At 42.3% G+C, this 26,723-nt stretch carries 23 protein-coding genes; 17 read left to right on the plus strand and 6 right to left on the minus strand.

Annotated features, from left to right (window positions below):
• Window positions 1–6: 6 nt before the first annotated feature.
• Entirely contained in the window at window positions 7–1,902 is a 1,896-nt protein-coding gene (locus tag FHW89_RS20745) for a chloride channel protein (protein WP_172336969.1), read from the plus strand.
• A gap of 100 nt (window positions 1,903–2,002) precedes the next feature.
• Here the strand turns inward: FHW89_RS20745 and FHW89_RS20750 are convergent, their stop codons facing one another.
• The 3 genes from FHW89_RS20750 to FHW89_RS20760 all read right to left on the minus strand — a co-directional run bounded on the left by FHW89_RS20750 (window position 2,003) and on the right by FHW89_RS20760 (window position 3,611).
• Entirely contained in the window at window positions 2,003–2,356 is a 354-nt protein-coding gene (locus FHW89_RS20750) for a DUF488 domain-containing protein (protein ID WP_172336970.1), read from the minus strand.
• 102 nt (window positions 2,357–2,458) lie between these two features.
• Window positions 2,459–3,103: a hypothetical protein gene (locus FHW89_RS20755; RefSeq protein WP_172336971.1), complete on the minus strand. Its 645-nt coding sequence runs from the start codon at window positions 3,101–3,103 to the stop codon at window positions 2,459–2,461.
• A gap of 4 nt (window positions 3,104–3,107) precedes the next feature.
• Window positions 3,108–3,611 (minus strand): RNA polymerase sigma factor, encoded by a 504-nt coding sequence (locus FHW89_RS20760; RefSeq protein WP_172336972.1) that lies wholly within the window; start codon window positions 3,609–3,611, stop codon window positions 3,108–3,110.
• Between the two features lie 338 nt (window positions 3,612–3,949).
• Between FHW89_RS20760 and FHW89_RS20765 the strand changes: the two genes are divergently transcribed.
• The 4 genes from FHW89_RS20765 to FHW89_RS20780 all read left to right on the plus strand — a co-directional run bounded on the left by FHW89_RS20765 (window position 3,950) and on the right by FHW89_RS20780 (window position 7,543).
• The gene (locus FHW89_RS20765) at window positions 3,950–5,017 is read left to right on the plus strand and encodes a hypothetical protein (protein WP_172336973.1); all 1,068 of its coding nucleotides are present in this window, start codon (window positions 3,950–3,952) and stop codon (window positions 5,015–5,017) included.
• A gap of 273 nt (window positions 5,018–5,290) precedes the next feature.
• Window positions 5,291–5,866 carry a porin family protein gene (locus FHW89_RS20770; RefSeq protein WP_172336974.1) on the plus strand — a complete coding sequence of 192 codons (576 nt, stop codon included), beginning with the start codon at window positions 5,291–5,293 and terminating at the stop codon, window positions 5,864–5,866.
• Window positions 5,867–5,984: 118 nt separating this feature from the next.
• Window positions 5,985–6,560 carry an RNA polymerase sigma-70 factor gene (locus FHW89_RS20775; RefSeq protein WP_172336975.1) on the plus strand — a complete coding sequence of 192 codons (576 nt, stop codon included), beginning with the start codon at window positions 5,985–5,987 and terminating at the stop codon, window positions 6,558–6,560.
• Window positions 6,557–7,543: a FecR family protein gene (locus FHW89_RS20780; protein WP_172336976.1), complete on the plus strand. Its 987-nt coding sequence runs from the start codon at window positions 6,557–6,559 to the stop codon at window positions 7,541–7,543. The genes FHW89_RS20775 and FHW89_RS20780 overlap by 4 nt, the downstream gene beginning before the upstream one ends.
• A 521-nt stretch (window positions 7,544–8,064) precedes the next feature.
• Here the strand turns inward: FHW89_RS20780 and FHW89_RS20785 are convergent.
• The gene (locus tag FHW89_RS20785) at window positions 8,065–9,897 is read right to left on the minus strand and encodes a hypothetical protein (protein WP_172336977.1); all 1,833 of its coding nucleotides are present in this window, start codon (window positions 9,895–9,897) and stop codon (window positions 8,065–8,067) included.
• A gap of 264 nt (window positions 9,898–10,161) precedes the next feature.
• On the opposite strand from FHW89_RS20785, the gene FHW89_RS20790 reads away from it, so the two are divergent.
• Both FHW89_RS20790 and FHW89_RS20795 read left to right on the plus strand, forming a co-directional pair.
• Window positions 10,162–10,917: an SDR family oxidoreductase gene (locus tag FHW89_RS20790; protein WP_172336978.1), complete on the plus strand. Its 756-nt coding sequence runs from the start codon at window positions 10,162–10,164 to the stop codon at window positions 10,915–10,917.
• A gap of 113 nt (window positions 10,918–11,030) precedes the next feature.
• Window positions 11,031–11,612, plus strand: coding sequence for a TetR/AcrR family transcriptional regulator (locus FHW89_RS20795; protein ID WP_172336979.1), 582 nt, complete (start codon window positions 11,031–11,033; stop codon window positions 11,610–11,612).
• A gap of 12 nt (window positions 11,613–11,624) precedes the next feature.
• On the opposite strand, the gene FHW89_RS20800 is transcribed toward FHW89_RS20795, so the two are convergent.
• Entirely contained in the window at window positions 11,625–12,062 is a 438-nt protein-coding gene (locus FHW89_RS20800; protein WP_172336980.1) for a DoxX family protein, read from the minus strand.
• Between the two features lie 351 nt (window positions 12,063–12,413).
• Between FHW89_RS20800 and FHW89_RS20805 the strand changes: the two genes are divergently transcribed.
• From FHW89_RS20805 to FHW89_RS20830, 6 genes are all read left to right on the plus strand, one after another.
• Window positions 12,414–12,572: a hypothetical protein gene (locus FHW89_RS20805; RefSeq protein ID WP_172336981.1), complete on the plus strand. Its 159-nt coding sequence runs from the start codon at window positions 12,414–12,416 to the stop codon at window positions 12,570–12,572.
• A 251-nt stretch (window positions 12,573–12,823) separates the two neighbouring features.
• Window positions 12,824–14,404 (plus strand): tetratricopeptide repeat protein, encoded by a 1,581-nt coding sequence (locus FHW89_RS20810; RefSeq protein WP_253952281.1) that lies wholly within the window; start codon window positions 12,824–12,826, stop codon window positions 14,402–14,404.
• Window positions 14,405–14,792: 388 nt separating this feature from the next.
• On the plus strand, window positions 14,793–17,558 hold the full coding sequence (locus tag FHW89_RS20815; RefSeq protein ID WP_172336982.1) for a TonB-dependent receptor: 2,766 nt from the start codon (window positions 14,793–14,795) through the stop codon (window positions 17,556–17,558).
• Between the two features lie 28 nt (window positions 17,559–17,586).
• Window positions 17,587–18,840, plus strand: a complete 1,254-nt coding sequence (locus tag FHW89_RS20820) for a right-handed parallel beta-helix repeat-containing protein (protein ID WP_253952282.1) — start codon at window positions 17,587–17,589, stop codon at window positions 18,838–18,840.
• A 60-nt stretch (window positions 18,841–18,900) separates the two neighbouring features.
• Window positions 18,901–20,001 (plus strand): phytase, encoded by a 1,101-nt coding sequence (locus tag FHW89_RS20825; RefSeq protein WP_216650647.1) that lies wholly within the window; start codon window positions 18,901–18,903, stop codon window positions 19,999–20,001.
• A 209-nt stretch (window positions 20,002–20,210) separates the two neighbouring features.
• The gene (locus FHW89_RS20830) at window positions 20,211–21,065 is read left to right on the plus strand and encodes an HD domain-containing protein (RefSeq protein WP_172336983.1); all 855 of its coding nucleotides are present in this window, start codon (window positions 20,211–20,213) and stop codon (window positions 21,063–21,065) included.
• 117 nt (window positions 21,066–21,182) lie between these two features.
• Here FHW89_RS20830 and endOF3 read toward each other — a convergent pair whose 3' ends face one another.
• Entirely contained in the window at window positions 21,183–22,184 is a 1,002-nt protein-coding gene (endOF3, locus tag FHW89_RS20835; RefSeq protein ID WP_172336984.1) for an endo-beta-N-acetylglucosaminidase F3, read from the minus strand.
• Between the two features lie 702 nt (window positions 22,185–22,886).
• On the opposite strand from endOF3, the gene FHW89_RS20840 reads away from it, so the two are divergent.
• The 4 genes from FHW89_RS20840 to FHW89_RS20855 all read left to right on the plus strand — a co-directional run bounded on the left by FHW89_RS20840 (window position 22,887) and on the right by FHW89_RS20855 (window position 26,701).
• Window positions 22,887–23,702: an SDR family oxidoreductase gene (locus FHW89_RS20840; RefSeq protein ID WP_172336985.1), complete on the plus strand. Its 816-nt coding sequence runs from the start codon at window positions 22,887–22,889 to the stop codon at window positions 23,700–23,702.
• A 44-nt stretch (window positions 23,703–23,746) separates the two neighbouring features.
• Complete coding sequence (locus tag FHW89_RS20845; RefSeq protein WP_172336986.1) at window positions 23,747–24,646, plus strand: AraC family transcriptional regulator; 900 nt, start codon at window positions 23,747–23,749, stop codon at window positions 24,644–24,646.
• A gap of 525 nt (window positions 24,647–25,171) precedes the next feature.
• On the plus strand, window positions 25,172–25,711 hold the full coding sequence (locus tag FHW89_RS20850) for a phage tail protein (protein ID WP_172336987.1): 540 nt from the start codon (window positions 25,172–25,174) through the stop codon (window positions 25,709–25,711).
• A 30-nt stretch (window positions 25,712–25,741) separates the two neighbouring features.
• Entirely contained in the window at window positions 25,742–26,701 is a 960-nt protein-coding gene (locus FHW89_RS20855) for a methionyl-tRNA formyltransferase (RefSeq protein WP_172336988.1), read from the plus strand.
• Window positions 26,702–26,723: the final 22 nt, after the last annotated feature.

Below are 26,723 nucleotides of genomic sequence, written 5' to 3' on the forward strand. Positions count from 1 at the left end.
GCAAAAATGGAATCATTAAAAAAAGCTACAGGTAAAGCCGGGATACCCATATCGCCCGCGTTAAATTATATAGAGAACCCATCTAATTCCGGAAACGGTATCATTCAAAAAAAGCGACTCGTATTTATTTCTTGTTTATCGGTAGCGGTGGCCGTAGCTATCAGTCTTATCGCCAAGGTTTTGATCTTTCTGATCAACCTGGTTACCAACATCTCTTTCTATGGATCGTTCAGTCTGGGATTTCACTCGCCTGCCGGTAACCATCTGGGGCCATGGGTTATTATTATCCCGGCCATTGGTGGTATACTGGTGGGTATTATGGCCTTTTACGGGTCGAAAGCTATCCGGGGGCACGGTATCCCCGAAGCTATGGAGCAGATATTGGTGAACGAAAGCAATATTAACCCGGCTATAACTTTTTTGAAACCGGTATCATCGGCTATTGCTATAGGTACCGGTGGGCCGTTTGGTGCCGAAGGACCTATTATAGCCACAGGCGGCGCCTTAGGATCAACCCTGGGGCAGTTGTTCCGGATAACCGCTAATGAGCGGAAGATCATTCTGGCAGCAGGGGCAACGGCGGGCATGTCGGCTATATTTGGTACACCTATAGCGGCCGTGTTTTTGGCTATTGAGTTGTTGCTGTTTGAATTTTCCCCAAAAGCCATCCTGCCTGTGGCTTTAGCCTGTATAACTGGAGCGGCGGGTCATCATTTGTTGTTTGAGGCAGGACCGGTATTCCCCATGCCGGATTTGCCGACGCCATCAAACCTGGCATTGGGTATTTACAGCTTTATGGGTATCGTTATTGGCTTTTTATCATTGGGCATTACCAAAATAGTATACGTTATTGAAGATAATTTTGAAAAACTGCCCATTCACTGGATCTGGTGGCCGGCTATCGGCGGCCTTGCGGTAGGTGTTATCGGCTTTTTCGCGCCGCATACGCTGGGTGTAGGGTATGATAATATTACGGGTTTGCTATCGGGCAAATGGCCGCTGATCATTATTTGTAACCTGTTGTTCCTGAAATTTTTATCCTGGGCCATCGCGCTGGGTAGCGGTACATCCGGTGGTACTCTGGCGCCATTACTCACGATGGGCGGAGCGGCAGGTGCGCTCACGGGCACGCTTATTTTATTGGTATTCCCTAATTCGGGTATCAGTATCCCGATGGCGGCGCTCATCGGTATGTCGGCCATGTTCGCGGGAGCTTCGAGGGCGTATTTAACCAGTATTACTTTCGCGCTGGAAGCTACGATGCAATCGCATGCGCTGCTGCCTTTGCTGGGCGCTTGTACGGCTGCTTATATGGTGTCATTTTTCCTGATGGAAAATACTATCATGACCGAAAAAATAGCCCGCAGAGGTATTTTTACGCCAGATTCCTTTGAACCCGATCTGCTGCAGAAAATGGTGGTTTCGCAGGTGATCAGCGATGAAGCAACAGTCATCAATCTTAACAACAGCATTGCCGATGTGCGTGCCTGGGCAAGTACTAATAATATCCACGATAATTACCTTGTTGTAGTAAATAACGATGGCGAATTTAACGGTACTTTAAAGCTGACGGATATTTACAGAACTGATCTTGACCCTGCTTCGCCATTACAGTATCTGCTTAAAAAAGAGGCCTGGGCTTCCGTTAAAAGCACCGATACGCTGCGGTATGCAATGGAGATGATGTCGAAAACTGATGTGGAAGTGTTACCTGTACTATCATCAGTCGATAACCAGGTTACGAGTATATTATCCTACCGGGATATCATCTCGGCCTTTAAAATGGAGGCTGATAAAACACAGCAACCTTATGTGAAAATATCGCTTAAACGCCAGCGCATGAAAATGCTGCTGAAGGGGAGGAAAACCTCAGCCAACCCGATCCAAAGAAGAGGGCTTTAAATTTATAGCTACCACGTTATTGAGCGCAGCGTGGCAATCCCCAAAATACAGAGCGGCTCTACAAATCGGGGATTGCCACGCTGCGCTAGCAATGACGCGTTTATATGAATGTCAACAAAAACTCCCGCAACACTACTGCATGGTTTTGCTTTTCGTCATGAACGGAATAGAGTAGCGTGACTGTATCGTGCGTTTTGATCAGTTCGATCAATTCATTAACCGCTTCTTTTGATTGCTGCAGTTCGGCGATGTAGTTGTGCTGAAATTCTGTCCAGTTTTGCGGGTTGGCATGGAATTGTTTGCGCAATTCGGTTGACGGGGCTACGTCCTTCATCCAACGGTCAATTTGTGCCCGTTCTTTGGTAACACCGCGGGGCCACAGGCGGTCCACCAGTACGCGCAGGCCATCGGTTTTGTCGGCGGGGAGATATATGCGTTTTAGGTTGAGAATCAAGAGACAAGAATCAAGAGTTAAGAAAATGTCCAACAATTTAGGAAATAAATAATCATATTCCTTTTTTCTTGATTCTTATCTCTTAATTCTTGCCTCTCTCCCTCAACCTTCCGTTTTATACTCCTCTATCTCCTTCAAAAACTCCATAGCTTTGATGATCTTTTTGCCTCCAAAACTTTCAACAAAGCTCCGTACCCATTTGCGGTGTATGTTTTTATAGGTTAGGGCATTGAACAGATAGAGGGATAGTATAGTAAACAAAGCGACTACGGTAAGGTTGATAGCCCAAAACGTTGTTCCACCATGATCAACCAACTGCTGATTGTACCAAAACGTACACCAAAATGGGGTTTGCAATATCATGATACGGCCGACCATGTTCAACGAACTTTGTATAGCCGCCAGTTTTTCCTGTGTGTGGGTTATGCTATCGGCTATACTTATACGCTCCAGCATGGCCAGGTGCCTGATGTAAGCGGCCACGGCAAAAATATTGAACAGGGCGATAAGGCCGATGGAGATAGCGAAATAGATATTGTTTAAACTATTGATCACCAGGAAGCCCAGAAAAACGGTAAATAATATGCCTACCCCCACACCCAAAACCTGGTTGCGGCGAAACGAGTTGATATGGTCCTCGATCTTTTTGGTTTGCATTTCCCTGATGATCTTATAATTGAGCTGCAGGCTTTTTTCCAGCTTCTGATCATACTCCTGCCACAGTTGTTTTATCATTGACTCTTCCATTGTATTAAGCGTTAATTTTTGAAAATTTTTGTTTTAATTGTTCTTTAATGCGGTTGGTTTTGGTGCGCACGTTAGCTTCAGACAAACCCAGTATTTCGGCTATTTCCTTGCCGCTTTTTTCTTCCAGATATAGCAGCATCAGGGCCCTGTCCAGCTCCTTCAGTTCGTTAATAAATTGCTGCAGGAGACTAAGCTGTGTTTCGGGTGACGTCTCTGTTTCCTCGCTAAAATCCATCATCGTTTCGGACAGTGGAACGATCACGTCATTCTTTTTTTTCTCCTTCCGGTACGAGCTGATACCCACATTTAGCGCCACACGATACATCCAGGTAGACAGCTTACTGCGGTCATCAAAACAGGGGAAGGCCCGCCAAAGCTGCAGGATGATCTCCTGCACCAGGTCCTTTTTATCATTTTCATCTTTCTTGAACGAATTGGCGATCTTGTAGATGATTCCCTTGTTCTGTTCAATTATGGATAAAAATATTTCCTCTTGTTGATTACTCATCGAAGTACCTATCTATTGTGTTTTACCAATTATTCGCACGGGGGGGTAAAATGTTACAGTTTTTTTAGAATCAAGAGATAAGAGTCAAGAATCAAGAGGGAAGAACCTGTCCGCGTTATCTCATTTCTTTCGCAAATTATGTCTTTTGTATTTACGTGTCTTGATTCTTGACTCTTATCCCTTGATTCTATTCCCTATATAAATCTATAGGATTTTACTTGTCTTGATTCCTGATTCTTATCTCTTGATTCTATTCCTGATTTTTTTTCTCAAAACAGAGTCAGGGTAAAGTTTATGGAGTGTGTCATAGCTGCAAATACACGATAAATAATACAGTTATGAATTTTTACTCTTACAATGACAGCATCTTATTAACTATTTTAAAAATATGGACGTTTTGTTTAATAGTATTTGTGGGCACCAATGCACAAGCTCAGGATCATGACCGGCCCCGTACCAATGTTGGCCTGGTTTACCCACTCAGCAGCAACTGGACAAGCGCTCCACGCGACACCAATAGTTTTTCGTTAAACCTCATCGCCGGTGTATCGGCCGCCGAGCGCGGGGTTACCATTGGCGGTATCACCAATATCATCCACAATGACGCGCGTGGTTTCCAGATAGCCGGATTTTCAAACCACGTTGCTAAAAATGCTGATGGCACCATGGTAGCCGGATTTTTAAATACTTATGGCGGCGGTAATGGGGTAGCAATAGCCGGTTTTGCCAACATCGCAAAGAATAGCAGCGGCGCCCAGATAGCCGGTTTTTTGAATAAAGGCGGCAATGTTTCAACCCTGCAGCTTGCCGGTTTTATGAACATAGCCCGCGATAATAAGGGCACGCAGATAGCTGGTTTTATGAACCTGGCCAAAAAATCAAAAGGTACACAAATAGGCTTTATGAACATTGCGGATAGCGCCGGTACACAGGTAGGGATCATCAACATAGCCAAAAACGGCGAGAAAGGTCTTGGCGCTACTTTCGATCAAAATCAAACCGCGTTGTTAACCTTCCGCTCTGGTGGTAAGGTGTTTTACGGGATTGTGGGTATTGGTTACAATTTCAAGAATAAAAAACAAAAGTATGCCTACGAGGCTGGTTTTGGCGCGCATGTGTTAACTATTCAATCGTTCCGCCTGAATACAGAATTGGTTAACGGCGGATTGGAAAGTTTTAAGGATGGGGATGAGTACTGGAAGTCGACGTTCCGCCTGATGCCATCATTTCGGATAGCCAATAAGGTAGAGATATTCGCCGGTCCGTCTATCAATTATGTAAATACCAATACCGAAGAAGGCCGCAGTATGACCACCAAATATATCAACAGCTGGACACGTCATGATGGCCGCGACCTGCATGGATTCTATTGGGGTTATACCGCGGGCATACAGGTGGGTTTGTAATAGCCTCACTGATAAGTTCCCTCCCCACGGGAGGGGTGTGATGGGTTGAGTTGTGGCAGGGAGGGGTTTATGCAATATGCATTACGAATAAACCCTCCCTGCCCCCTCCCAAGGGAGGGAATCGCACCGGTCCGGCGCTTTAAAATTTAATAAAGAAGGGTCTAAAACAAAATTTTTTCAAAACACAGTCAGGGTAAAGTTTACCGGGCGTGTCATACTATCGAATAACAAAATAATAAACAGATAAAGATGATCACAAACAAAAACCAAAAAATGAAAGCAATTAAATTATTTGCAACAGCAGCTATCCTGGTTACCTTAGGGATAGGTTCTGCAAAGGCGCAGTCGACATCAGATCTTGAATTTGGTATCAAGGCGGGTGTTAACTTTTCTACCTTAAAAACAGGCTTGAGCGCTATAAACGATAAATCGGGCAAAATAGGTTTTAACGCGGGTATATTTGCCAGGGCCGGACAAACCTTATATTTTCAGCCGGAGTTAAACTATGTAACCTTCAGCGATAAATACCGTTTTAATTCTAATCAGTACGAAGCTAAATTCAGGCAATTGAACGTACCTTTAATGGTAGGCTACAAACTTGTGAATACTGCCGATCTGAATTTCAGGATATCAGCAGGTCCGGATCTGTATTATAATCTTAAAACACCAATTGCTCCGGAAGGATTTAAATACAAGAAATTTAGCGCCGGTGGTGTAATTGATGCAGGTGTTGATATCGGCAGCCTTACTTTTGATGCCCGCTATAGCCTGGGTTTAAGCAAGGTGAATAAAGAGCTTGGTCAAAAAGCCAATATCTTTAGCCTGGGGGTTGGTTTTAAATTTCAATAGCTTATAAAAGAGAGTCAAGATATAAGAGTCAAGAGACAAGACAGGAAACAATAACAAACGAATTAATTTTGTCCTTATCTTGACTCTTGGCTCTTGATTCTAATCTAAAAAGCCCATAATGGATAATAAGGAGACGACGGCCGATTTGATCAATAAACACGAGGCCGTTTTTGAGCAGCTGTTCAAAAAACATTTTAGGGAACTCCACGCGTATGCTTTCACATTGTTGAAGGACTGGGATGTGGCGGAAGAAATTGTACAGTCGCTGTTCTTGAAACTGTGGGAAAAAAGCGAGTGGGCGCATATTCAAACATCCATTAAATCGTACCTGTACAAATCGGTATATCATGACTGCCTGAATTATATCAGGCGACAAAAAGTTCAATTAAAATATCAAACCTCAACAGCGTATGCCATGAAGAACGATACAGATGATGCGGCGGGCAAGCTAAAAATGAGCGAACTGGAGCACCATTTAAACAATGCCCTGGGCAAACTGCCCGAAAAATGCCGGGCCATATTTCAGCTGAGCCGCTTCCAGGAATTAAAATACCAGGAGATAGCTAACCAGCTGGATATATCCATAAAAACTGTAGAAACTCACATGGGCAAAGCGCTACGGATATTAAGAAAAGAAATGAAGGAATTTTTACCACTTATTGCATTTATGCTATTTAATATGTTTAGATCATGAAACAGGATATGAGCGAAGATATACTGATCAAATATATTTTGGGAGAGGCCAGCACCCATGAAGGGCAGGAGATTGAAACCTGGAAGAGTGCTAATCATGCCAATGCCAAAAAATTTGAGGAGGTAAAAATTATCCTGGAAACCGGTAAACGGTTGGCAGAGGTAAGTCCGCTAAATGAGGCTGAGGCCTGGGAGAAATTTAAAGAAATAAGAGCGACAGCACAGCGGGAACCTGCCAAAGTGGTTCCCATGAACAGGAACACCAGCACCAACTGGCTGCGCATAGCCGCAGCTGCCATACTGGTACTGGGTGGTGGCTGGATAGGTTATGCTTTATACCAGCAGAATGCCGCCAACCAGGTAGTGAATATCCAGGCAAACAATCAGGTACGGGTAGATACTTTGCCCGACGGGTCGGTAGTGCATTTGAACAAGAACTCGGGCATAAGCTATACTGGTACTTTTAAATCGAAGCGGGTGATCACCCTTACCGGCGAGGCATTTTTTGATGTGAAGCACAATGAGGCAGCCCCCTTTACCGTGCACGTGAATGATGTTACCATCAAAGATGTAGGCACGGCCTTTAACGTAAAAAGCAAACAGCGCAACACTGAAATTATTGTAGAAAGCGGCATTGTACAGGTAAGCCGGAGCAGCAACGCCGTGAGGCTAACCCGCAACCAGATGGTAAGCATCAAGCCCGGGGATAAACAATGGAAAGTTGAAGAGAATACCGACAACCTGTATGGCTACTACAGGGAGCCCGTATATAACGCTAATGCTGTACCGCTATCGCGTTTGGTTGATGTATTGAATCGGGCTTACGGCGCCAATATCAAAATTGAGAATGCCGCCATGCGCAATATCCCCATCACCATCCCCATTAAATGGTCCGATCCGTTGAGTAATGTATTGGAGGCTATAAAAGGCACAACCCCTGCTATGAATATAATAGAAGTGGGAAATACTTTCATCATCAGATAATAAAAGAGGCTGATCATCAATCATGATCAGCCTCTTTTATTTGATCTGTCCGGATACTCCATGATCTTAAATTAACCAAAAAGTGGGTTTACATGGTTTACACTTTTTAGGGTTGATATTGATTTATATTATTGATAATCAAATAATTGATAATTTTTTCGAAGAAAATGTGTAAACCCACTTTTTGTATCGATTCGCGTTGGTTCAACCGTGGATGCCTGGATTGGCAGAGGGTTTATAAAAACTATATCATGCGAGCGTAGTATGGACAACCGACCGGAGGGAGCTCATTAATGCCTTAAAAGAATAATTAACACCATTAATAATCTCCTCGCGTTCAATATGCATAGGAGGAGATTGCTTCGTCGTTCCTCCTCGCAATGACATGATAATGTGAAAGTCGAAGCGCAGGAGCCTGCCTACCATGCTTCGACGGGGCTCCTTGACATCCGTTTTTCAATTACTCTTTTACCCCTATTCATATAACTAAAGAGACGCATCACACGCGTCTCTTTTTTTTATTACCAAACAAATTGCAGGCCGCCGGTTATGCCAATACTTAAAGTGGTGATATTATCATTGCTGATGTGTTTGCTCAGTTCCCAGCCGCGTATTTGGACATCGTCATTGGGATCGGAGCCGCTGATATTGAATGTGGGGCCTGCAAACAGGCGTAACAGTTTGGTAAGTTTATAGCCAGTTAGCAGCCTGAAAGATTGGGTCTGATAGGATTTAGTAAAGATCTGTACCACGTACTCACTACTCAGGGAAAATTGGGGATGATTGATGATATGAGCGCCAAAACCTATATCAAATACATGTTTGGATGAAGCGTCTTTAGATGATGCATCGCCAAACTTATAACCGGCACCAATTAAACCGTACATCACCCTGCCGCCCGAGCGAAAATCAAGATGGGTAAACCATGTTTCATCTGTGCTGATGGCCAAACTTTTTTCGCCATTTTTTATAAAGTTGATGATGCCGATGGGGTGGTCGCTGCTATCAGCTACGTTAAATAAAAAGCCAAGCTGAAAGCCCTTTACCTTTTTGGCCACGTTGAAAAGGCCTGCCATTTGTGAGCCCGTTTGCCCTGTCGACCAATTGAACAGGCCCGCAAACTGCACGCCACTGGATTGCTGCCCGGTATTGAACAAGCCTGCTACCTGTACACCGCCGGTAAAATCTTTTACACTATTAAAAAGCCCTGCCATTTGAAAGCCACTTGCATCCTGATCGCGGTTGGCTATACCAGCCACCTGCATGCCTTTAAATTTATGGGTTCTGTTACCTATACCGGCCACTTGCATACCGCTTGCATCGTTGAGCACATTGTTGTAAATTCCGGCTATTTCAAACCCACTCAGGCTGCCGCCCACCACGTTAAATATCCCGGCCATCTGAAAGCCTTTTACATCTTTACGGTTAATATTAAATATGCCAGCTGCCTCAACACCGTTAATACCGGCAGTATAGCCACCCAGCAAATTATAGGAAACTTTATCAATGATCTGGCTGTTATACATACCATGCGTGCTCAGGCCGGGCACCAGCGAAACCTGGTAGGGGCTTGTGGCAAAAAAGTTGCCCAGGTTCATGCCCTGCACCAGTTGTTTGGAGCTGATAAAGAAACGGGCAAAACGACTATGCTCTACACCGTTTCCCGAACCTTCATCGGGGTAATATTTATAATTCTTGTTGTTATTATGTTTGGAGTCCACATTCACTACAGGCAATATATAAAGAGCCGTATCGCGGTAATTCTCCTTACTTACGCTTAAGGAGAGCGGGCCGGTTGGGTTTTTAAGCTTGAGCTCAAAATAACCCTTGTCGTTGGTTAAGGTTGATACCAGCTGATTTTTTTCGTAAACGCTGGCTTGTGCTATAGCTTTCTGTCCCGAAACATCATTTACATAACCTTTAACTATTGCGAATTCCTTATCTACCTCGGCGGTGATGTACAACCTACCGGGCGCATGTCGTAATACAATATACCCGGGTACCTCTTTAAACTCGTAGCTATCGCCCAGTAATTTATCCAGCAGGCTAAAAAGTGTTCCGCGGTAACCGGCCACGGATACCATGCTATCAGCCGGAATGTTTTTGTTATTGTAGGCAAAGTAAAAGTTGCCCTTGCTGGCTATCTTATCAAGTACGGTGCCCATTCGTTGTTGTTTGATCTCACCGATCGAGATTTCCTTCATCAGGTTATTCTGAGCGTAAAGTTTGGTGCAAAAAAGCACGGGTATAAAAAGCGCGAGGCCACGGGTGATTAGTTTTTGGTTGATGGTCATTAATTTATAGATGCTTTGTGTGTATAGCGCGTCAGTTTTATGAGCCGTTACAGGCAACATAAAGCATGGCGTATATGTAACACGCTCAAGGGCTTTTACCCTTACCCAATTTTTAAATTATTTTAGGTTAGATGCCGGTTTTGCTAAATAGTGACAAAGAAATCTTCGGCCGTGTTTTGAATACGGCAAAATTAACCATTTTATTCCCTAAATGTCAGTGCATTGTAAGCAATAAATAAATATTGATTTTTATTTTGAAATGATCGTTTCAAAATACTTATCTTTGATTCAACATTTCAAAACAGAAATCTTAAACATAAAAAAATGAATAATTTAACCAACAAAATTGCCGTAGTTACAGGGGGTAACAGCGGTATTGGATATGCAGCAGCTAAAGAACTGATAGCACAAGGTGCAACCGTAGTGATCACCGGCCGTAATCGTGATGCCGTAAACAAAGCAGCCGAAGAACTGGGTGCTACAGGCATTGTATCAGACCAAAGCAAAATTGAACAGATAGATCAATTGGCTGAAGCCGTTAAAGACCAATTTGGCAAGGTAGATATTCTGTTCCTGAACGCGGGTATCGCAGCTTTTAGTCCGGTGGAAACCGCTACCGAAGATCATTATGACAGCATCATGAACCTCAATGTAAAAGGCGTTTATTTTACCGTTCAAAAATTTATTCCTTTGCTGAATGATGGCGCTTCTATTATATTCAATACCTCGGTAAATGCAGTTTTGGGTGTGGCGGATAGCAGTGTTTATGCCGCAAGCAAAGCAGCCGTATTATCATTTAACAAGGTATTAGCCCGCGAACTGGCATCACGTAAGATCAGGGTAAACGCTATTTCTCCCGGCCCGGTTGCAACACCACTGTATGACAAATTAGGGTTGGAGCAGGAGCAGGTTGATGGATTTGGCGCTGCTTTGGGGCAAAAAATATTGCTGAACCGCTTTGCACAACCCCAGGAAATTGCCAACGTAGTACGGTTCCTTGCTTCTGATGATGCTTCATTTATCACAGGTACCGAAATTACCGTTGATGGCGGCTTAACAGTGAACGCTATTATCTATTAAAAAATTTGCCCGTATTTGAAACGATTGTTTCAAATTATTGAATTGATTAACTTTGCCTCATGTCCTGCTTGCCTGATCGATAAGCAGGGCTTGATTTTTTAAATTGATTGACCATGGCACGTAAAAAAGATTTTGATGAGGATGAATTGCTGGGGAAAGCGGCAGAACTTTTTTGGAGAAAAGGATACAACGGCACATCGGCGCAGGATTTGGTAGATTGTTTGAACATCAACCGGTCGAGTTTGTACAATACCTATACCGATAAAAGGACGCTGTTTAAAAAATCCTTGTCGCTGTATCAAACCCAGCAAACCGGCGCTATGCTCAGTATGCTCGCCAAAGCCACAGACCCGGAAGCTACCATAAAGCAAATTTTCGACGGCCTGATCAGGGAAAGTGTGGAAGATAAGCTGCTGAAAGGCTGTTTCATGGTAAACACCGCTGTTGAATTGGCAGGGCAGGATAAAGAAATAGGCGACATGGTAAATAACAATAACATGAGCGTAGAAAATGCGCTGACTAAACTGATAGAACAGGGGCAACAGCAAGGGCAATTTGGTACCCAAAAAATGGCCCGTACATTGGCCCGGTTTGTTTTTGCCAATATCACCGGCATCAAGGTAGCTGCCCGCACCGGTGCCGATGAGCAAACACTCCGGGATATTGCCGATGTAGCTATCGCCGCTTTAAAATAGCAGGGTGGCCGATCACTTTTTTAAATAACGATCCACGCTCCAGTAATAAACGGGGATGGTTGACAGCAAAAGAGCTGCGGCACTATCAGCAAATACCGAATAGTTGAATGGTATCCTCGGCCCAACAAAAATGGCCATGCTCAAGGCAAATGTCAATGTAAGCGCGAAGCTTCCTAAAGCGGTGAGTCTGGTTTTATAGCCGATGATTAGTAAAACGCCAAACAGAGCTTCGGCAATAGTAGCCAGCAATGCCATAATACCCGCAGCTGGTTTGCCCAAAAATGGGAGCAGTGTATTGGTATAAGTTATAAAATTGGCCCAGTTGCCCCAGGCGTTGCCGTTTATGCCTGCCTCGCCCAATACACCTAATCGGTCCAATACTGGGAGTATAAAACCAATACCCAGGGCCAAACGCAAAAATAATTGTGGTGTTTTAGCAGTGTTATTCATGATGATAGTATGTTAAGGTAGGGGTAAAGTTAAATAACATTTACACACCCAAAGGCTTTAAGTAGTTACGCCTTTAAAATTGACATATTTATGGCAACAGCTCTTGTACTAAAAAAATAAGAAAATGATATCATCATATTACCCTGATTAAACAGTTGTAAGATCAATTGTTAATTTTCATCTTAAAACAATTAATTAATATAGGTTTAACCGAGGGGTAGTATTACCTGTTTAGCTTTGCCCTTGAGTTAAAAGAAGGCCATAATTTATTTATGGTAATTAGTAGAGCGCTGGATGGCAGCACGCTGAAGGTTCGAATCCTTCCTCTACGTCCAAACCAATTTACAGGTAATGAACTACCCCATAATAGCTCTGATTATTTTACTGGCGCTGGCTTTTGTGGTTTTATTGGCCTGGAAAAATCAAAAAGACAGGAAAAAGATGGAGGAAGAAATGAACCGTTCCGAGATCAGGCCCGAAAAGCATGATGAGCATAAATCAAACGCTTGAATAGCACCCCAACCCCAACGCTGCTACCTTATTGATATTTAATTGTTATTTCAATGTTTCGTTAATGTAATCTGCTTATTTGTTAACATTAAGGTTACATTAAAATGTTTTCTTTGTTTGCTATTCCTAATAGCGAGTTAATGCCCTGTTTAATACTATGATCACCCATTCAATTTTAATGTATGGTTAGCATTTATGCCCGGCCCTCGCAATTTATGTCGGTATTGTTGGGAATTCTTGTATGCTTAAGCATGCTCGCCCGTGCCCAAACCGAAAAAAATACCCAACTTCAGCAATTACAATCATTAGGACAGCCCCATCCCGATTCGGCGCTTATTGTACTTAAAAAAGCGCATGCCAAAGCGGTTCAGGATAATGATAACCTGGCAGCCGCCAAAATATTGCAGCAAATGGGGCAAATATGTTTTAACCAGGGGCATTACGCGCAGGCACTCGATTTTTATTTACATGCCGATAAAATATTCGCCCAGGAAAATAATAAAAACCTGCTGGCAGATAATATGGGCAAAATGGGCATCCTGTATTATTATAACAAACGCTCTGACAAATCATTTCAGCTTTATAATAAAGCCCTGGCTCTTTACAGATCTACGGATAATAAAAAAGGACAAGCCGAAATATTTGGCGCGATAGGTCACCTGTACGAGAAACATCATCAGTACGACAGCTCTTTTTATTACCAGCATTTGGCCCTGCGTACCTATAACCAGATAGGGGATAACTACGGGCAGGCAAAAATATATGAAAATCTGGGCAGCATTCATGAGGATCTGGCCAATTATGATTCATCTTACTCTTGTTTTAAAAAATCGCTGGAGATTTACCGGCAGCACCATGATGAGGTTGCCAGTATTGAGGTGATCAATAACATTGGCGATATTTTACGTAAAACGGGTAAATACGCGCAGGGGATTGAGCAATCGCGAAAGGCTTATGCTTTGTCGGTAAAAAATGATAACCTGTATCAGCTGGCCTCGGCCTGCCGCGACCTGGGTAAGGGATATCAGTTGCTGCATCAGATGGATAGTGCCTATCATTATCTGGAGTTAAGTCGTAAATATTCGCTTGAGGTATATTCGGGGGAAAGCCTTAAACAAACCTCTTTTTTACAGGTGTTGTATGATATGGATAAGAAGAGCGATGAAATTACACGTCTGAACAATATCCGCAAGATAAACCAGATAATTACCATTGCCATAGTTACCATTGTACTACTGCTGATTGTACTTGGGCTGGTAACCTTTAGCCGGCAGCGATTAAAGATCAGGGATCAGCGTGTTTTGGCCGAGCAAAACAAATCGATATTTGAGGCCCAGCATGAGTTGATGCAGCTTGAACTGAAAAACAAACAGTTGGAAGAAGAAAGTCTGAAGCAGCAATTGGAGCTTAAAAGCCAGGAGTTATCGGCCCATACTTTAAACCTTATCAAAAATAACCAGCTGCTGGAAAGTATGCGTAATACGCTGCAGGTTATGGTTAAGGATGACAAGCGCGATCAGAAAAAGCAAATGCAGCAGATTATCCAGCAAATAAACCAAAGCTTTAACCATGAGCAGCAATGGAAAGAGTTTACGCTGGCTTTTGAGCAGGTGCACCAGCGATTTTTCGACAAACTGAAACAGCATACCAACGATCTCACCTCAACGGATATGCGATTGATAGCCCTGCTTAAAGTAAATATGGACTCCAAAGATATTGCCGGACTATTAGGCATCTCTAACGATAGTTTGCGTGTTGCCCGCTACCGTCTGCGCAAAAAGCTCAACCTGGAACAGGGTGATAATCTGTCGACTTTTATACAAGCTTTGTAGTGAGTGGTTTAGAAAAATGGCAGGTAATCTAATCAAATTCAGAAAATCCTTTAATTCTGAAAACGGCGTAGTCCTCAACAGAGTTAATTCTGATTCAGACAGAATGACAAACTGTTTTGATAACTACTCTCTACTAACTACTCACCGCTCTCTATAAGTGCTTAATATTCTCTTAATGTAACGGTAAACTAATGATAATGGAGGTTTTGTTATTTATTATATAATTGATAATGAGTTGTTTGTGATTTTTTGTTGCCCTCGTGTATACGATGCTTGTAACGGTGTTTCCTTTTTGTAACGACAAATATTCGCAGGCATCAGTATGGTTTAAACACTTTTGCAGCGTCAAAAAAAAATCAATTCACAATTGTATCAATCGCTCACAAAAATGAATAAATATTTACAAACCTTATTGTTCCTGCTGCTATGCGTTACCGCTGCTAACGCTACCAAGCTTAAGGGGCATGTGTATGACCGTAAAACCGGCGAACCCATGGTAGGCGCTACCGTTAGTCTCGACAAAACCAATAAAGCCACCACTACCGGGTTGGATGGCTCATTTGAATTAAAAGATGTGCCCAAGGGTATATTTAATCTCCGGGTTTCCTATATCATGTTTAAAACTGTAATACAGGAAGTGGATATCGAAAAAGGGGATAACTTACAGCTGAAAATTTATCTGGAAGAAGCGGGTAAATCGCTGCAGGAAGTTACCATATCTACCAAAAAGAATGCCTCCTCTGAGAATACAGCCAGGAGGTTGGAGCAGCAATCAACCCAGGTACTGAACGTAGTATCAGGCAAGGCTATCGAAATATCGCCCGATTTAACGGTGGCCAATGTTATTGCCCGTGTATCGGGTGTGTCTGTTGAGCGTAACAGCAATGGCGATGGACAGTATGCCATTTTACGTGGTATGGACAAACGCTATAACTACACCCTGGTTAACGGCGTAAAGATTCCGAGCCCGGATAATAAGTACCGCTACGTTCCGCTTGATATTTTTCCATCAGATCTGTTGGATCGTTTGGAGGTTTACAAAAGCCTTACGCCTAATATGGAAGGCGACGCGGTTGGTGGCGCCGTTAATATGGTGATGAAAGATGCTCCCGACCGTCTTACCGTGAATGCCAATATTGCCGCAGGGTATAGTCAGCTATTTATCGATCGGAAGTTTATGAGCTATGATTACTCCGGTATCAACTATAAATCACCTTCGGAGATACATGGCAAGAGTTACCAGGCCACTCAAAATGATTTCTCAAAAGGTACTTTAAGCTATGCTTTAAAACATCCTGTTCCGAATGTGGTTGGCAGCTTAACCCTGGGCCAACGTTTTTTTGATAATAAATTAGGTGTACTTGTGGCCGGTAGTTATCAAAATACTTACCGGGGCAGCAATAGCGTGTTTTACAATTCGCAGGTTGTTAGTACAGATAAATTTGCCTCTATTACCAGCAGAAGCGACAGGCTGTATTCGGAACAACAAAAGCGTTACGGCCTGTTCTCCAAAGTTGATTATGTGATTGACAGCCGGAATAAATTGAGTTTATTCAATACCTATGTTAACCTGACCAATATACAGGTACGCGATGAGATTTCAACCAATTTTTCGACTAATTACGAACCTGAGAAAGGTAACGCGCAACTCAGTTATTCAACCCGTAGCCGCTTAACCGAGCAACAAATTTATAATGGTATGCTTCGGGGCGATCATAAATTGTTTGATGATAAATTAAAAATACAATGGTCGGCGGTGTATTCATCAGCCGAAAACGAAGTGCCCGATAACACGACGATCAGTTTGAACGGTGTCCGTGAAAACTTTATTAACAGACCTACCTTCCTCACCAATGGTACTTCGCTTACCCATCGCTGGGAACGTAATACCGATGAAGACAAGGCCGGTTATCTCGACCTGACTTACACAGCGCCGGTAGCGGGTGTAAATGTTGATTTTTCTGCGGGTGGTTTATACCGCGATAAGCAGCGCAGCAGCTTTTATAATAATTATGCACTCACTGCGGCTAACCCCGATTTACAATACGGTAAGGATTTTCAAAATTATACCGACTTATCTTTTAACGTAACCAATCCTACCGGCGCGGTAAACAATCCTTTAACCTATGATGCTTCCGAAAAAATAAGTGCAGGGTATGGCATGTTTAAATTTACAACCAAAACAGTTCAGGTAGTTGGTGGCGCGCGGGTTGAGCATACCGATCAAGGGTATAATATGCTTTTCCCGCAGGGTGAGCCACGGCCGCAGGGTAGTCAGGTTTATACCGATGTATTGCCAAGCCTTACTTTAAAATATTTTTTAACTGATAAAGAGCAATTGCACGCGTCTTATTTCAGATCAGTTAACCGGCCTGGCTTTTATGAGATAGTGCCCAGCAAAATAGTAAATGAAGAGTATGAGGAACGTGGTAACCCTGATCTGAAACGCGCTATAGCCGATAATTTTGATTTACGATATGAGCTCTTCCCAAGTGCATCCACACAATTGCTGGTTGGTGGTTTTTATAAAACCATTAAAGATCCTATCGAATATATTTTTAAACCGGATGCTACACGCGGACAGGATATATATTACACTCCGGGTAATTTTGGTACAGCACACAACTATGGTTTAGAACTTGATTTTATAAAATTCTTTAACAAATTCGGTGTAAAAGCCAATTATACCTATACACACTCGCGCATTACCACGCCAAAAAGCTCCAGGTACATTGATGCCAATGGCAACCCACAACTGGAATCTGTAAATCAAACAAGGCCACTTTACGGACAGTCGGAGCATATTGCAAATGTTTCCCTTTTATATAAGGATACCAAAAAAGGCTGGGATGCACAGCTGGCTACAAGTTATACCGGTCCGAGGATCAACACGGTATCGCAATTTCTGGATAATGACCTGTGGCAAAAAGGTTTTATACAAATGGATGCCTCTGCCGAAAAGAGATTTAAAAGTGGCATAAGCGTTTTTGTAAAAGCAGGTAACCTGTTAAATACCCCCAATAAATTATTTATAAAAGGTACCAATGCAGCCAACGCGAATGTAGAAGGGATAGACGAATCAAATGGTCATACTTTAATTCGCAGTGATTACTACAAACAGACATACCTGATTGGTGTGCGCTATAAACTTTAAAACATTAATCATTTTAATCAAAAATAAGATGAACTTAAAACCAATATTTACAGCACTGCTATTATCGGCCATAGCCATTGGCGGTTGTAGAAAAGCCAACCTGGATGTGGATACCAGCTCTGGCGACGGTTCGGCGCTGGGCGAGATATCCGGCGTGTGGGCAAAAGGCAGTACCCAGGTTATTAAAGGGGATGTGATCATTCCCGAAGGGAAATCACTGATCATTGAAGAAGGGGTAACCGTATTGATGGATACGGTAGCCAAACCCGAATTTATAGTAAAAGGCAACCTGTACTCAAGGGGTACTGCAGATAATCCGATAAAATTTACGGTGAACGATGCCTATAAAACCGACGCCAAAAAATTCGGAAAATTGTGGGGCGGAATATTGGCAGCTAAAACCTGCCAGGAACTGGTTTTGGATCATACCATATTGGAGTACGGCGGCAATACCACATCAGATGCCTCAACTTCGGTAAAACAGGGTTTGTATAAAGCTGTTGCCGGCGAAAACGTACCCGCCTTATGGTTTTCCAATGTGAACGGTAAGCTGATTGTGGTTAACTCCATTGTTCGTCATTTCCAGGAAGACTGTACCTATATTGAAGGCGGCAAGATCATTTTTGCCAACAATACTTTCTATACAACGGGCGTAACAGGTGGCGAGGCAATGAACTTTAAATCGGGCTGTTTGGCTGATGTAGGCTTTAACCTGGTTTACAGCGCCAATACCAATGCCCTCAAATTGTCAAACGCGGGCGATCGTAACCCGCAGGCATATATCATTGCCTATAACAATACCATGATCAATACAGGCTGGCGCAGGCCATCGGCCAAGGGCGGTTCTATTTGGTTAGAGAGTACAGTACACGCCGATTTATATAACAACCTGTTTGCCAATACGCGTTTCGGTATAAAAAGAGATACTAAGGCTCCGGAAGATAAACGTTCGGTGATCAGCAATAACCTTTATTATGGTTATGATCAAATCACGGTAAATCAGTTCCAGCCCTCGAAAGATATTGTTGCCGGTATTAATGATATCATTAGTACCAAAGCAGGCGACAACGACCCTAAGTTTGTGAATTATCCTGAATCTACCCCGGTACTCAACGCCGTATTTAATACCGCCTGGGATTTTCATTTGCAAAGCGGTTCGCCGGCCTTAAATCATGGTATTACCAACTTTACGCGCCACCATGCGGTAGGTATTACGGTAAATGGGGTAACCTATGTATCGCCAGATCCGGCTAATTACATCGGCGCTTTTGGTACAAAATAATTGAATGTAGCATACTATGCAGCCCGGCTATATGGCCGGGCTGTTTTTTAAGATAAATTAATGAATAAATTAAGCAGTTATATAATTATAGCAGCAGGGGTAATGCTGTTTAATACAGCTTGTGGCCAAAGTCAGGTACGTGATCACAAAGGAAATATGATGCCAGCAGTTTCATCGCAGGCTATTAAACCTGTTATTATTACTGATACCGTATTGTTTGATACGGATGACCCCGCTATCTGGGTAAATCCTGCGGATCCGGCTAAAAGCCTCATCATCGGTACCGATAAGAACAGCGAAGGAGCGCTTTATGTATTCGATTTGCAAGGAAAAATTGTGAAAGACAAAGTGGTGCGTGGATTAAAGCGCCCAAACAATGTCGATCTGGCTTATGGCCTGATGTTGGGTGGTAAACTCACAGATATTGCTATTACTACCGAACGTATGACCCATAAGCTGCGGATATATTCCCTGCCGGATATGAAGCCTGTGGATAATGGCGGTATTGACGCATTTGTAGGCGAAACTGGTTTTGAGTACCGCGACCTGATGGGTATATCTATCTACACCGCAAAAAATGGTAAAATGTACGCGGTGGTTGGTCGCAAAAACGGCCCGAAAGATGGCGGGTATATTTGGCAGTATTTATTGGAAGATGATGGAACTGGAAATATTAAAGCGACATTGGTGCGCAAGTTTGGCGAGTACAGCGGTAAAAAAGAGATTGAATCGATAGCGGTAGATAATGAGCTGGGTTATATTTATTATTCCGATGAGCAGGTTGGTGTGCGCCAATACTATGCCGATCCGGATAAAGGCGACAAACAGTTGGCTATATTTGGCACTTCGGGTTTTGAGGCTGACCATGAAGGTATCTCCATTTATAAACTGACAGATAAAACAGGCTATATCCTGGTATCTGACCAGGGGGCCAACCGTTTCCAGATTTTTAGTCGTGAAGGAACAAAAGCAAATCCATTTGAACACAAACTAGTGAAAATTGTGAATGTTGCTGCTCAGCAAAGTGATGGATCTGATGTAGTGACCACACCGCTTAATACTACCTTTAAACATGGTATTTTTGTGGTGATGAGTAACGATAAAACTTTCCATTACTATCGTTGGGAAGATATTGCAGGTAAAGAATTGAAGGTAAAATAGGTTATAATTATCCATAGGAAAAGGTCGCCCTTAGGGCGACCTTTTCTGTTTTATCCGTACTTCTAAAATAAGAGTAATGCAATATAAAAGCCGTTTAAACTTGCAATAAAAATACTAATAATATTAGCATTTTAACAAAATTTGATATAGGTTTGTATCATGAAATAAGGTCGGTATCAGACTTGATAATGGGGTATAAAAAACGTGATATGAAAATTGAGGATAAGATTTACGGTAGTTTTGAAGTTGGGCCAGTGCTGGAAGAGTTGATCTTGTCGGCACCTGTGCAACGGTTAAAAAACATTCATCAAGGTGGGGCTATATTCATGGTGAATCCGGCTTTAAACCAAACACGCTATGCGCATTCTGTTGGTGTGCTTTACCTGGTAAAACATTTTGGCGGGGATATTGAAGAACAAATAGCAGCTTTACTGCACGATGTTTCACATACCGCTTTTTCGCATGTGGCTGATTATGTGTTTGACAACATCAATGAAGATTATCATGAAACCATATTCGACGAGGTGATCAACCGCTCAGAAATTCCCGTCATCCTCAAAAAATACGGGTTTAACAGCACTACCTTATTTAAACAAGCCTATACCATATTGGAGCAGCCACTCCCAGCGCTTTGTGCTGATAGAGTTGACTACACCCTGAGGGATCTGTATCAGGCTGATTTTATCGGGTTAACCGAGATCCGGAATTTTATCAAGGAGCTTACCATTCAGGATGGTTGCATGGCGGTGAAGTCTGAAACGGCGGGTGAATGGATCAAAAATCAGTTTCGCCGTTTAAACGAGGCTTATTTTAAAAAGCCGGAACACGTATTCGCTAACCTGAAGCTGGCCGAACTTATAAAGGATGCTTTAGATGAGGGGATACTTCAAAAAAATGATCTTTTACGGGATGATTTTCAGGTATTACGTAAACTAAATAACCATGTAACCATGAACCAGCGATTAAATGACATCGGAAACCTGGTTCACTTTAAACAATTTTATAATAAAGGTGCCGCAGAACGATTTAAACAAAGATCGCTGCACCCATTGATCATGGGTTGAAACCGTATCTGCAATAAGAAATAAATACAACCTAAACTTTATACAACAAACAAGCCCGGAGATTGCTCCAGGCTTGTTTCATTTGAGCTCAGGCAAATCGTTCCTATTCGACCGACTTTAATATTGTTGACCTTTCACCGCGGCCAATACTGCGGCGCCGTAACCATTTGGGTCACTATTGAAAGCATAAACGAATACGCCTCCTTTTTGCCCCTGGGTTGGAGTCCATTTGGCAATGCTAATAGCATCGCTTTGCGAGCTTGGAGTTTCGGCATTGTGTCCGTAAACCATTTTGCCCGATGGTATTTTATTGGTTCCCGTAGCATAATTATTCATTAACTGGGTGCGGGTTGAATCACCGTCGTAAGATTGTACGCCGAAATAAGTAAAGTTGTTTACAAAGTTGCTGGCTATATTATTCCAGGCATAGCAATCCAATCCCGATGCTATTTCCAGTTCATTACCGGCTGTAGTACCAAAGTATTTGGTCATTTCTTTAATGCAATTGATATAGTTTGCATTGGCAGCCATGCTGGCGCTGTACCAGCCATAATAGCCAATCTCAGAATATTTTGGGAAAGGAGGAATTGGAGAAGGTTTTATACCGCTGTGTTCCACATCTAAAGTTATGCCATCTAAATGCAGCTGATCAAGCAATACCTGTTTCATTTTTAAAGCGTAGGCCGATGCACTGGCGTACCCAGCGGGCTTGGTGGTTTGCCAGCTTGATTCATCATCAATATTTTGTATTACTTTAATGCCTCTTGCCTGGAGTTTTTTAATATCACTGTAAAAAGAGCCATAGGATTTATAAGCACCGATGTAGCCGCCGCTGGCCGGATATTTTATGGTATCAATATAATTGGGAAGTTTAACTACAAACAACACCACAATGTCTACGCCGTCAGGAATATCAGTTAGCTTATAAGTAGGATTTCGGCCGTCGGTTACAAAATAGGCAATAAATTTTTGTGTGGTGGCGCTGGTGGTTACTGCTCTTTTAACGGTGTTGTTTACCGGAGCTTGTGCCTGGCTGTCTTTTTTACAAGATGGAGCGAATGCGAGCACTAACAGGCAAAGCATCAAAAGCCCGGTTAAGGAAATAATGTTTTTTTTCATAATTGATTTTTAAAGGGGGATATGGGTAAAATTGGTTGTCTCAGTGTCCTTGATATATTCGCTTTTAAAAGCACATGGTATCGCCCGGCAGTACTTTCGGAAGGGGAGTAACGGATAGTTTAAAAGATTAAAAAAGGACCCTTCCTGAAAAGGGCCCTTATACTAACCACTTAATCAACCATACCCAGGTCTCACTCCAGGTAGAAGCTAATTTTTTAATTACCGGCTTTTAGGGGCGCCGGTATTTTTGCGTAATAACCCAGTGTTATAACCTAACTAACACTTAAGTGAATGTAAATCAAAAACATGTGATCTTGTATTTTTATTGTTACACAAACGTTTGCGTAAACGAGAGATGTTTAATGTAACATTCTTCAAAGCTCTAAACAATGTGGAATTTTTGTGGTAGATAAATAGTTTTACCACCGGTAAATTGAGTTAAATAAAATTACCTACGGCCGCATTTTTAATTAGACTTATAAATTGAGCTTGAAATCATCACACAAACGTTTGTGTATGAATTTCATAGTATGATAATTTGTTAAGTTTTTCGATAATATATATTGTCTTTACTATCTATCCTTGTTTGAATGGATAGGAGTGTTTCTTTACTTTACCGTAAAATTGTTAAGCATTGCGTAGATATTGTCAAGCCAGATAGGCGAGTGATCCGGAACTTTGTTTAAACAAAAGACACAGATCATGAAAAAGACCATATTGATTACCGGCGTATCCTCTGGCATTGGCCGCGATGCCGCCAAACTATTTCAACAAAAAGGCTGGAACGTTATTGCCACCATGCGTTCGCCCGAAAAAGAGCAGGAACTTAACAGACTAAACAACGTGTTGGTTACACGCCTCGATGTACAGGACAAGACATCTATTAATAATACTATTGCAGAAGGTATCGCCCGTTTCGGCCGCATAGATACCCTTCTCAATAATGCAGGTTACGCGTTGATTGGTGTTTTCGAATCAGCTACTGACGAACAGATCCGCAAGCAATTTGATGTGAATTTTTTTGGACTGATAGACGTTATCCGGGCTATATTACCGCACATGCGTTCGCAGGGCAGCGGCACCATTATTAATATCTCGTCGATGGGTGGGCTGATAACATTTCCTTTTGGGGGCCTATATCATAGCACTAAATTCGCTGTGGAAGGGCTTTCCGAATCACTTGCGCATGAGCTGCATTCTTTAGGCATCGCTGTTAAGCTTGTTGAACCTGGCAGTATTGCCACCAATTTTCGTGGTGCGGTTGATATGATCAAAAATGATATTGCAGCTTATGATCCCATATTTGCCGGATTCTTTAATCATTATGCAGAAGCTGCCGCTCATTTGCGCAAAGCCACATCCGAAGAAGTTGCTCAAACCATTTATGAAGCAGCCACCGATGATACCGGTTGCTTGCGTTATGTAGTTGGTGCGGATGCTCACTTCTTTATCGATACCAAGTATCAAAATAGCGACCCCGACTATATGCGACAGATGCGCAGATATTTCATTAAATGATGTGTTAAACGGTCAATTCGTAACTTAATAACTAAATTTATCATATGCCACCCTATGTCGATATTGAATCCATCAGTGAATTGCACGAGTTTTATGGTGTAGGCAAACCAAAACACCCTTTAATTACGGTGATTGATGTAGGCAGCAACCAGGTAAATCGCCCAAAGGAACTGCTTACTTATCGGTTAAGTTTTTACACCATTTTTTGTAAGAAGTTCACCGGTACATTGAAGTATGGCCGTTCTTATTACGATTTCAGGGAAGGATCTTTAATGTTCACAGCACCGGGGCAAGTTGTAACTGCAAGTCCTGATATGAACATAGAGGAAGGCTGGGGACTTTTTTTTCATCCGGACCTGGTTAATACAGGTGTATTGGGCCGCAAGATGATCGATTATACCTTTTTTCAATATGAGGCCAACGAAGCGTTACATGTGTCTGAGGATGAAAAGGATATCCTGACCACCTGTATCCAAAATATCCGTAAAGAGTACCTACAGAATATTGATAAGCATACTACTGGTTTGATCCAGGCTAATATAGAACTGCTGCTCAACTATTGCAGCCGTTTTTATGACCGCCAGTTTTATTCCCGCGAAAAAGTGAATACCGATGTAGTGCAGCAGTTTGAAAAACTGATTAAAGATTATTTTGCAGGGGAAACGCCAATGAATTCTGGTTTACCCAATGTAGGTTATTTTGCTTCGCGAATGAATTTATCGCCCAATTACCTATCCGATCTGCTGCACCGCTTTACCGGTAAAACCACACAGGAACATATCCATCTGGAAATGGTGGAAAAAGCCAAGTCGCTATTGTGGAGCACGCAAAAATCAGTCAGTGAAATTGCTTATACATTGGGGTTTGAACATCCCTCACACTTCACCAGGTTATTCAAAAGCAAAACAGGTTACGCTCCAAGTGATTACCGACATTTGAATTGAACATCAATACCGGTAAGCAAGTAAACCCAGTTGACGCATCCCTGCCTGTAAAAAGCGAAAAGTGTTAATCTTTGAACACATTTCGCTTTTCTTATATAGCATTGTAACGGAAATATTATTTCTGCTTATTTCTGAGGTAGTATAATGCTTTAAAATATGAAAGCATATCTTCTATCATAACTTACAATAGTGAATTATTGCCATTTTAATTTTTTTGTTCACTAAATATTGATTTTAAGGCTGGTTTTTTAAGGGAATTTCATTAAAAATGAAAAAAGTGAATAAAAAGAACTGGGAATAATAATATTAAATGTATTTATATTTACTTTAGTATTAAACCCTAACCTTTTTAAATTATGAAGATTACTCAAAGCATCCCCCCTACAATTTAAGATAAGTCCATTTATGTACCAGCGTCATGCTTTGTTAAGTATGGCATTGGTGTAGTATGTTCTTTTTTTAAAGAATGTAAAACCTTTTACAATAAATAAACCAAAACCAACCAATCACTAATCACTTAAAATTATGGACAATCCATTTCTTGGTACTATTTCATTATTTGCCGGCAATTTTGCACCACGCGGCTGGGCGCTTTGTAACGGCCAGCTTTTACCTATTGCAAGGTACAGCGCGCTTTTCGCTATTCTGGGCACCACTTATGGTGGCGATGGCATAAACACTTTTGCCTTACCCGATCTGCGCGGGCGTTCGCCTATGCATTGGGGAAACGGTCCTGGTTTAACCCCCAGAAATCTGGGTGAACTGGGTGGCGAAGAAAGCGTTACATTAATAAATACGCAAATACCGATACACACTCATTCACTTAATGCAAGCACCAACACTGGTAATCAGCCTTCGCCAACAAGCGGGGTACTGGCTGTATCATCAGACCCCGACGTTGGTGGTGCGCCATTAAATTTCACGGCAGCATCGGGTATCAATACAATTATGGCTCCTAATGCTATCGGCCCAACCGGCGGAAGCCAGCCACATGATAATATGGAACCATACCTGGCAGTAACTTTTATTATCGCGCTGGAGGGGATATTTCCGTCGCGCAACTAACAACTAAAAAATATACAGTTCAGTAAACTGATGAAAATAGGTATTGTATCCAATTCAACAACACTGTATATGCCCCTGCTTTCGGCCTTATCCACTTATAAGGCGAAAGCAGGGCTTATGCTTTACGTAGGTAGTTCCACAGCGCCTGAGAACAACGCGCCCGAAACTATCAGGTATTGCAATGCTGTTGGCATTGAGCTTACTTTTGAGCACGATAAGACCAACCTTTATGCCTGGTTGCAACAACAGGATATTGTTTTTTTTTCGGGCTATAGCAATATTGTTAAAACACAATACCTGGAACAAGTACCCTATGGGGCTTATAACATTCATTTTGGCGCATTACCACAATTTCGTGGGCCATCGCCGGTTTTCTGGCAGTTGCGGAATGGTGGTCAGGAAATTGGACTGGCCATTCATGTGCTTGCAGATCAGTTAGATAGCGGCCCTGTTATTTGGCGACAAAATATACCCAATCAACCACATTATAACTACGACAACATTCACCAATTGTTTGGCCAGTTACAGATACAAGGCGTACTGGCCGTACTGAATGGAATTAACAGCGGCAACAAATTACCGCTTATTAAACAGGATGAGAACCTTGCGGCATATTACCCGCGACCTGAGCTGAAAGATGTTTTTATTAACTGGCAAGAGATGGATGCAGCAGAGGTTATGGATATCATAAAAGCCTGTACCCCCTGGAATATAGGTGCTATTTCACTTATTAACGGGCAGGAGCTGAAAATACTGGACGCGTCCGTTGGCTTAGCCAATCACTATTCTTATCCATCGGGTACTATCATAGTTAATAAACGCACGTTCGCGGTGATGTGCAAAGGCGAGCGGTTATTGAATATTAACTTTTTTAAAATGGGCAATAATTATGTGCCGGCCAGGTTTGCCGGTGCTTACGGTTTAAAAAGCGGACAAAGCTTCGTAAACAACATACCGAATTTAGCCCCAACAGCAGCAGAAACAAACTAATAGCTACAATAAAATTATTAAA

Origin of the sequence: Mucilaginibacter sp. SG564, from assembly GCF_013149275.1 — a bacterium.
Lineage (GTDB): Bacteria > Bacteroidota > Bacteroidia > Sphingobacteriales > Sphingobacteriaceae > Mucilaginibacter.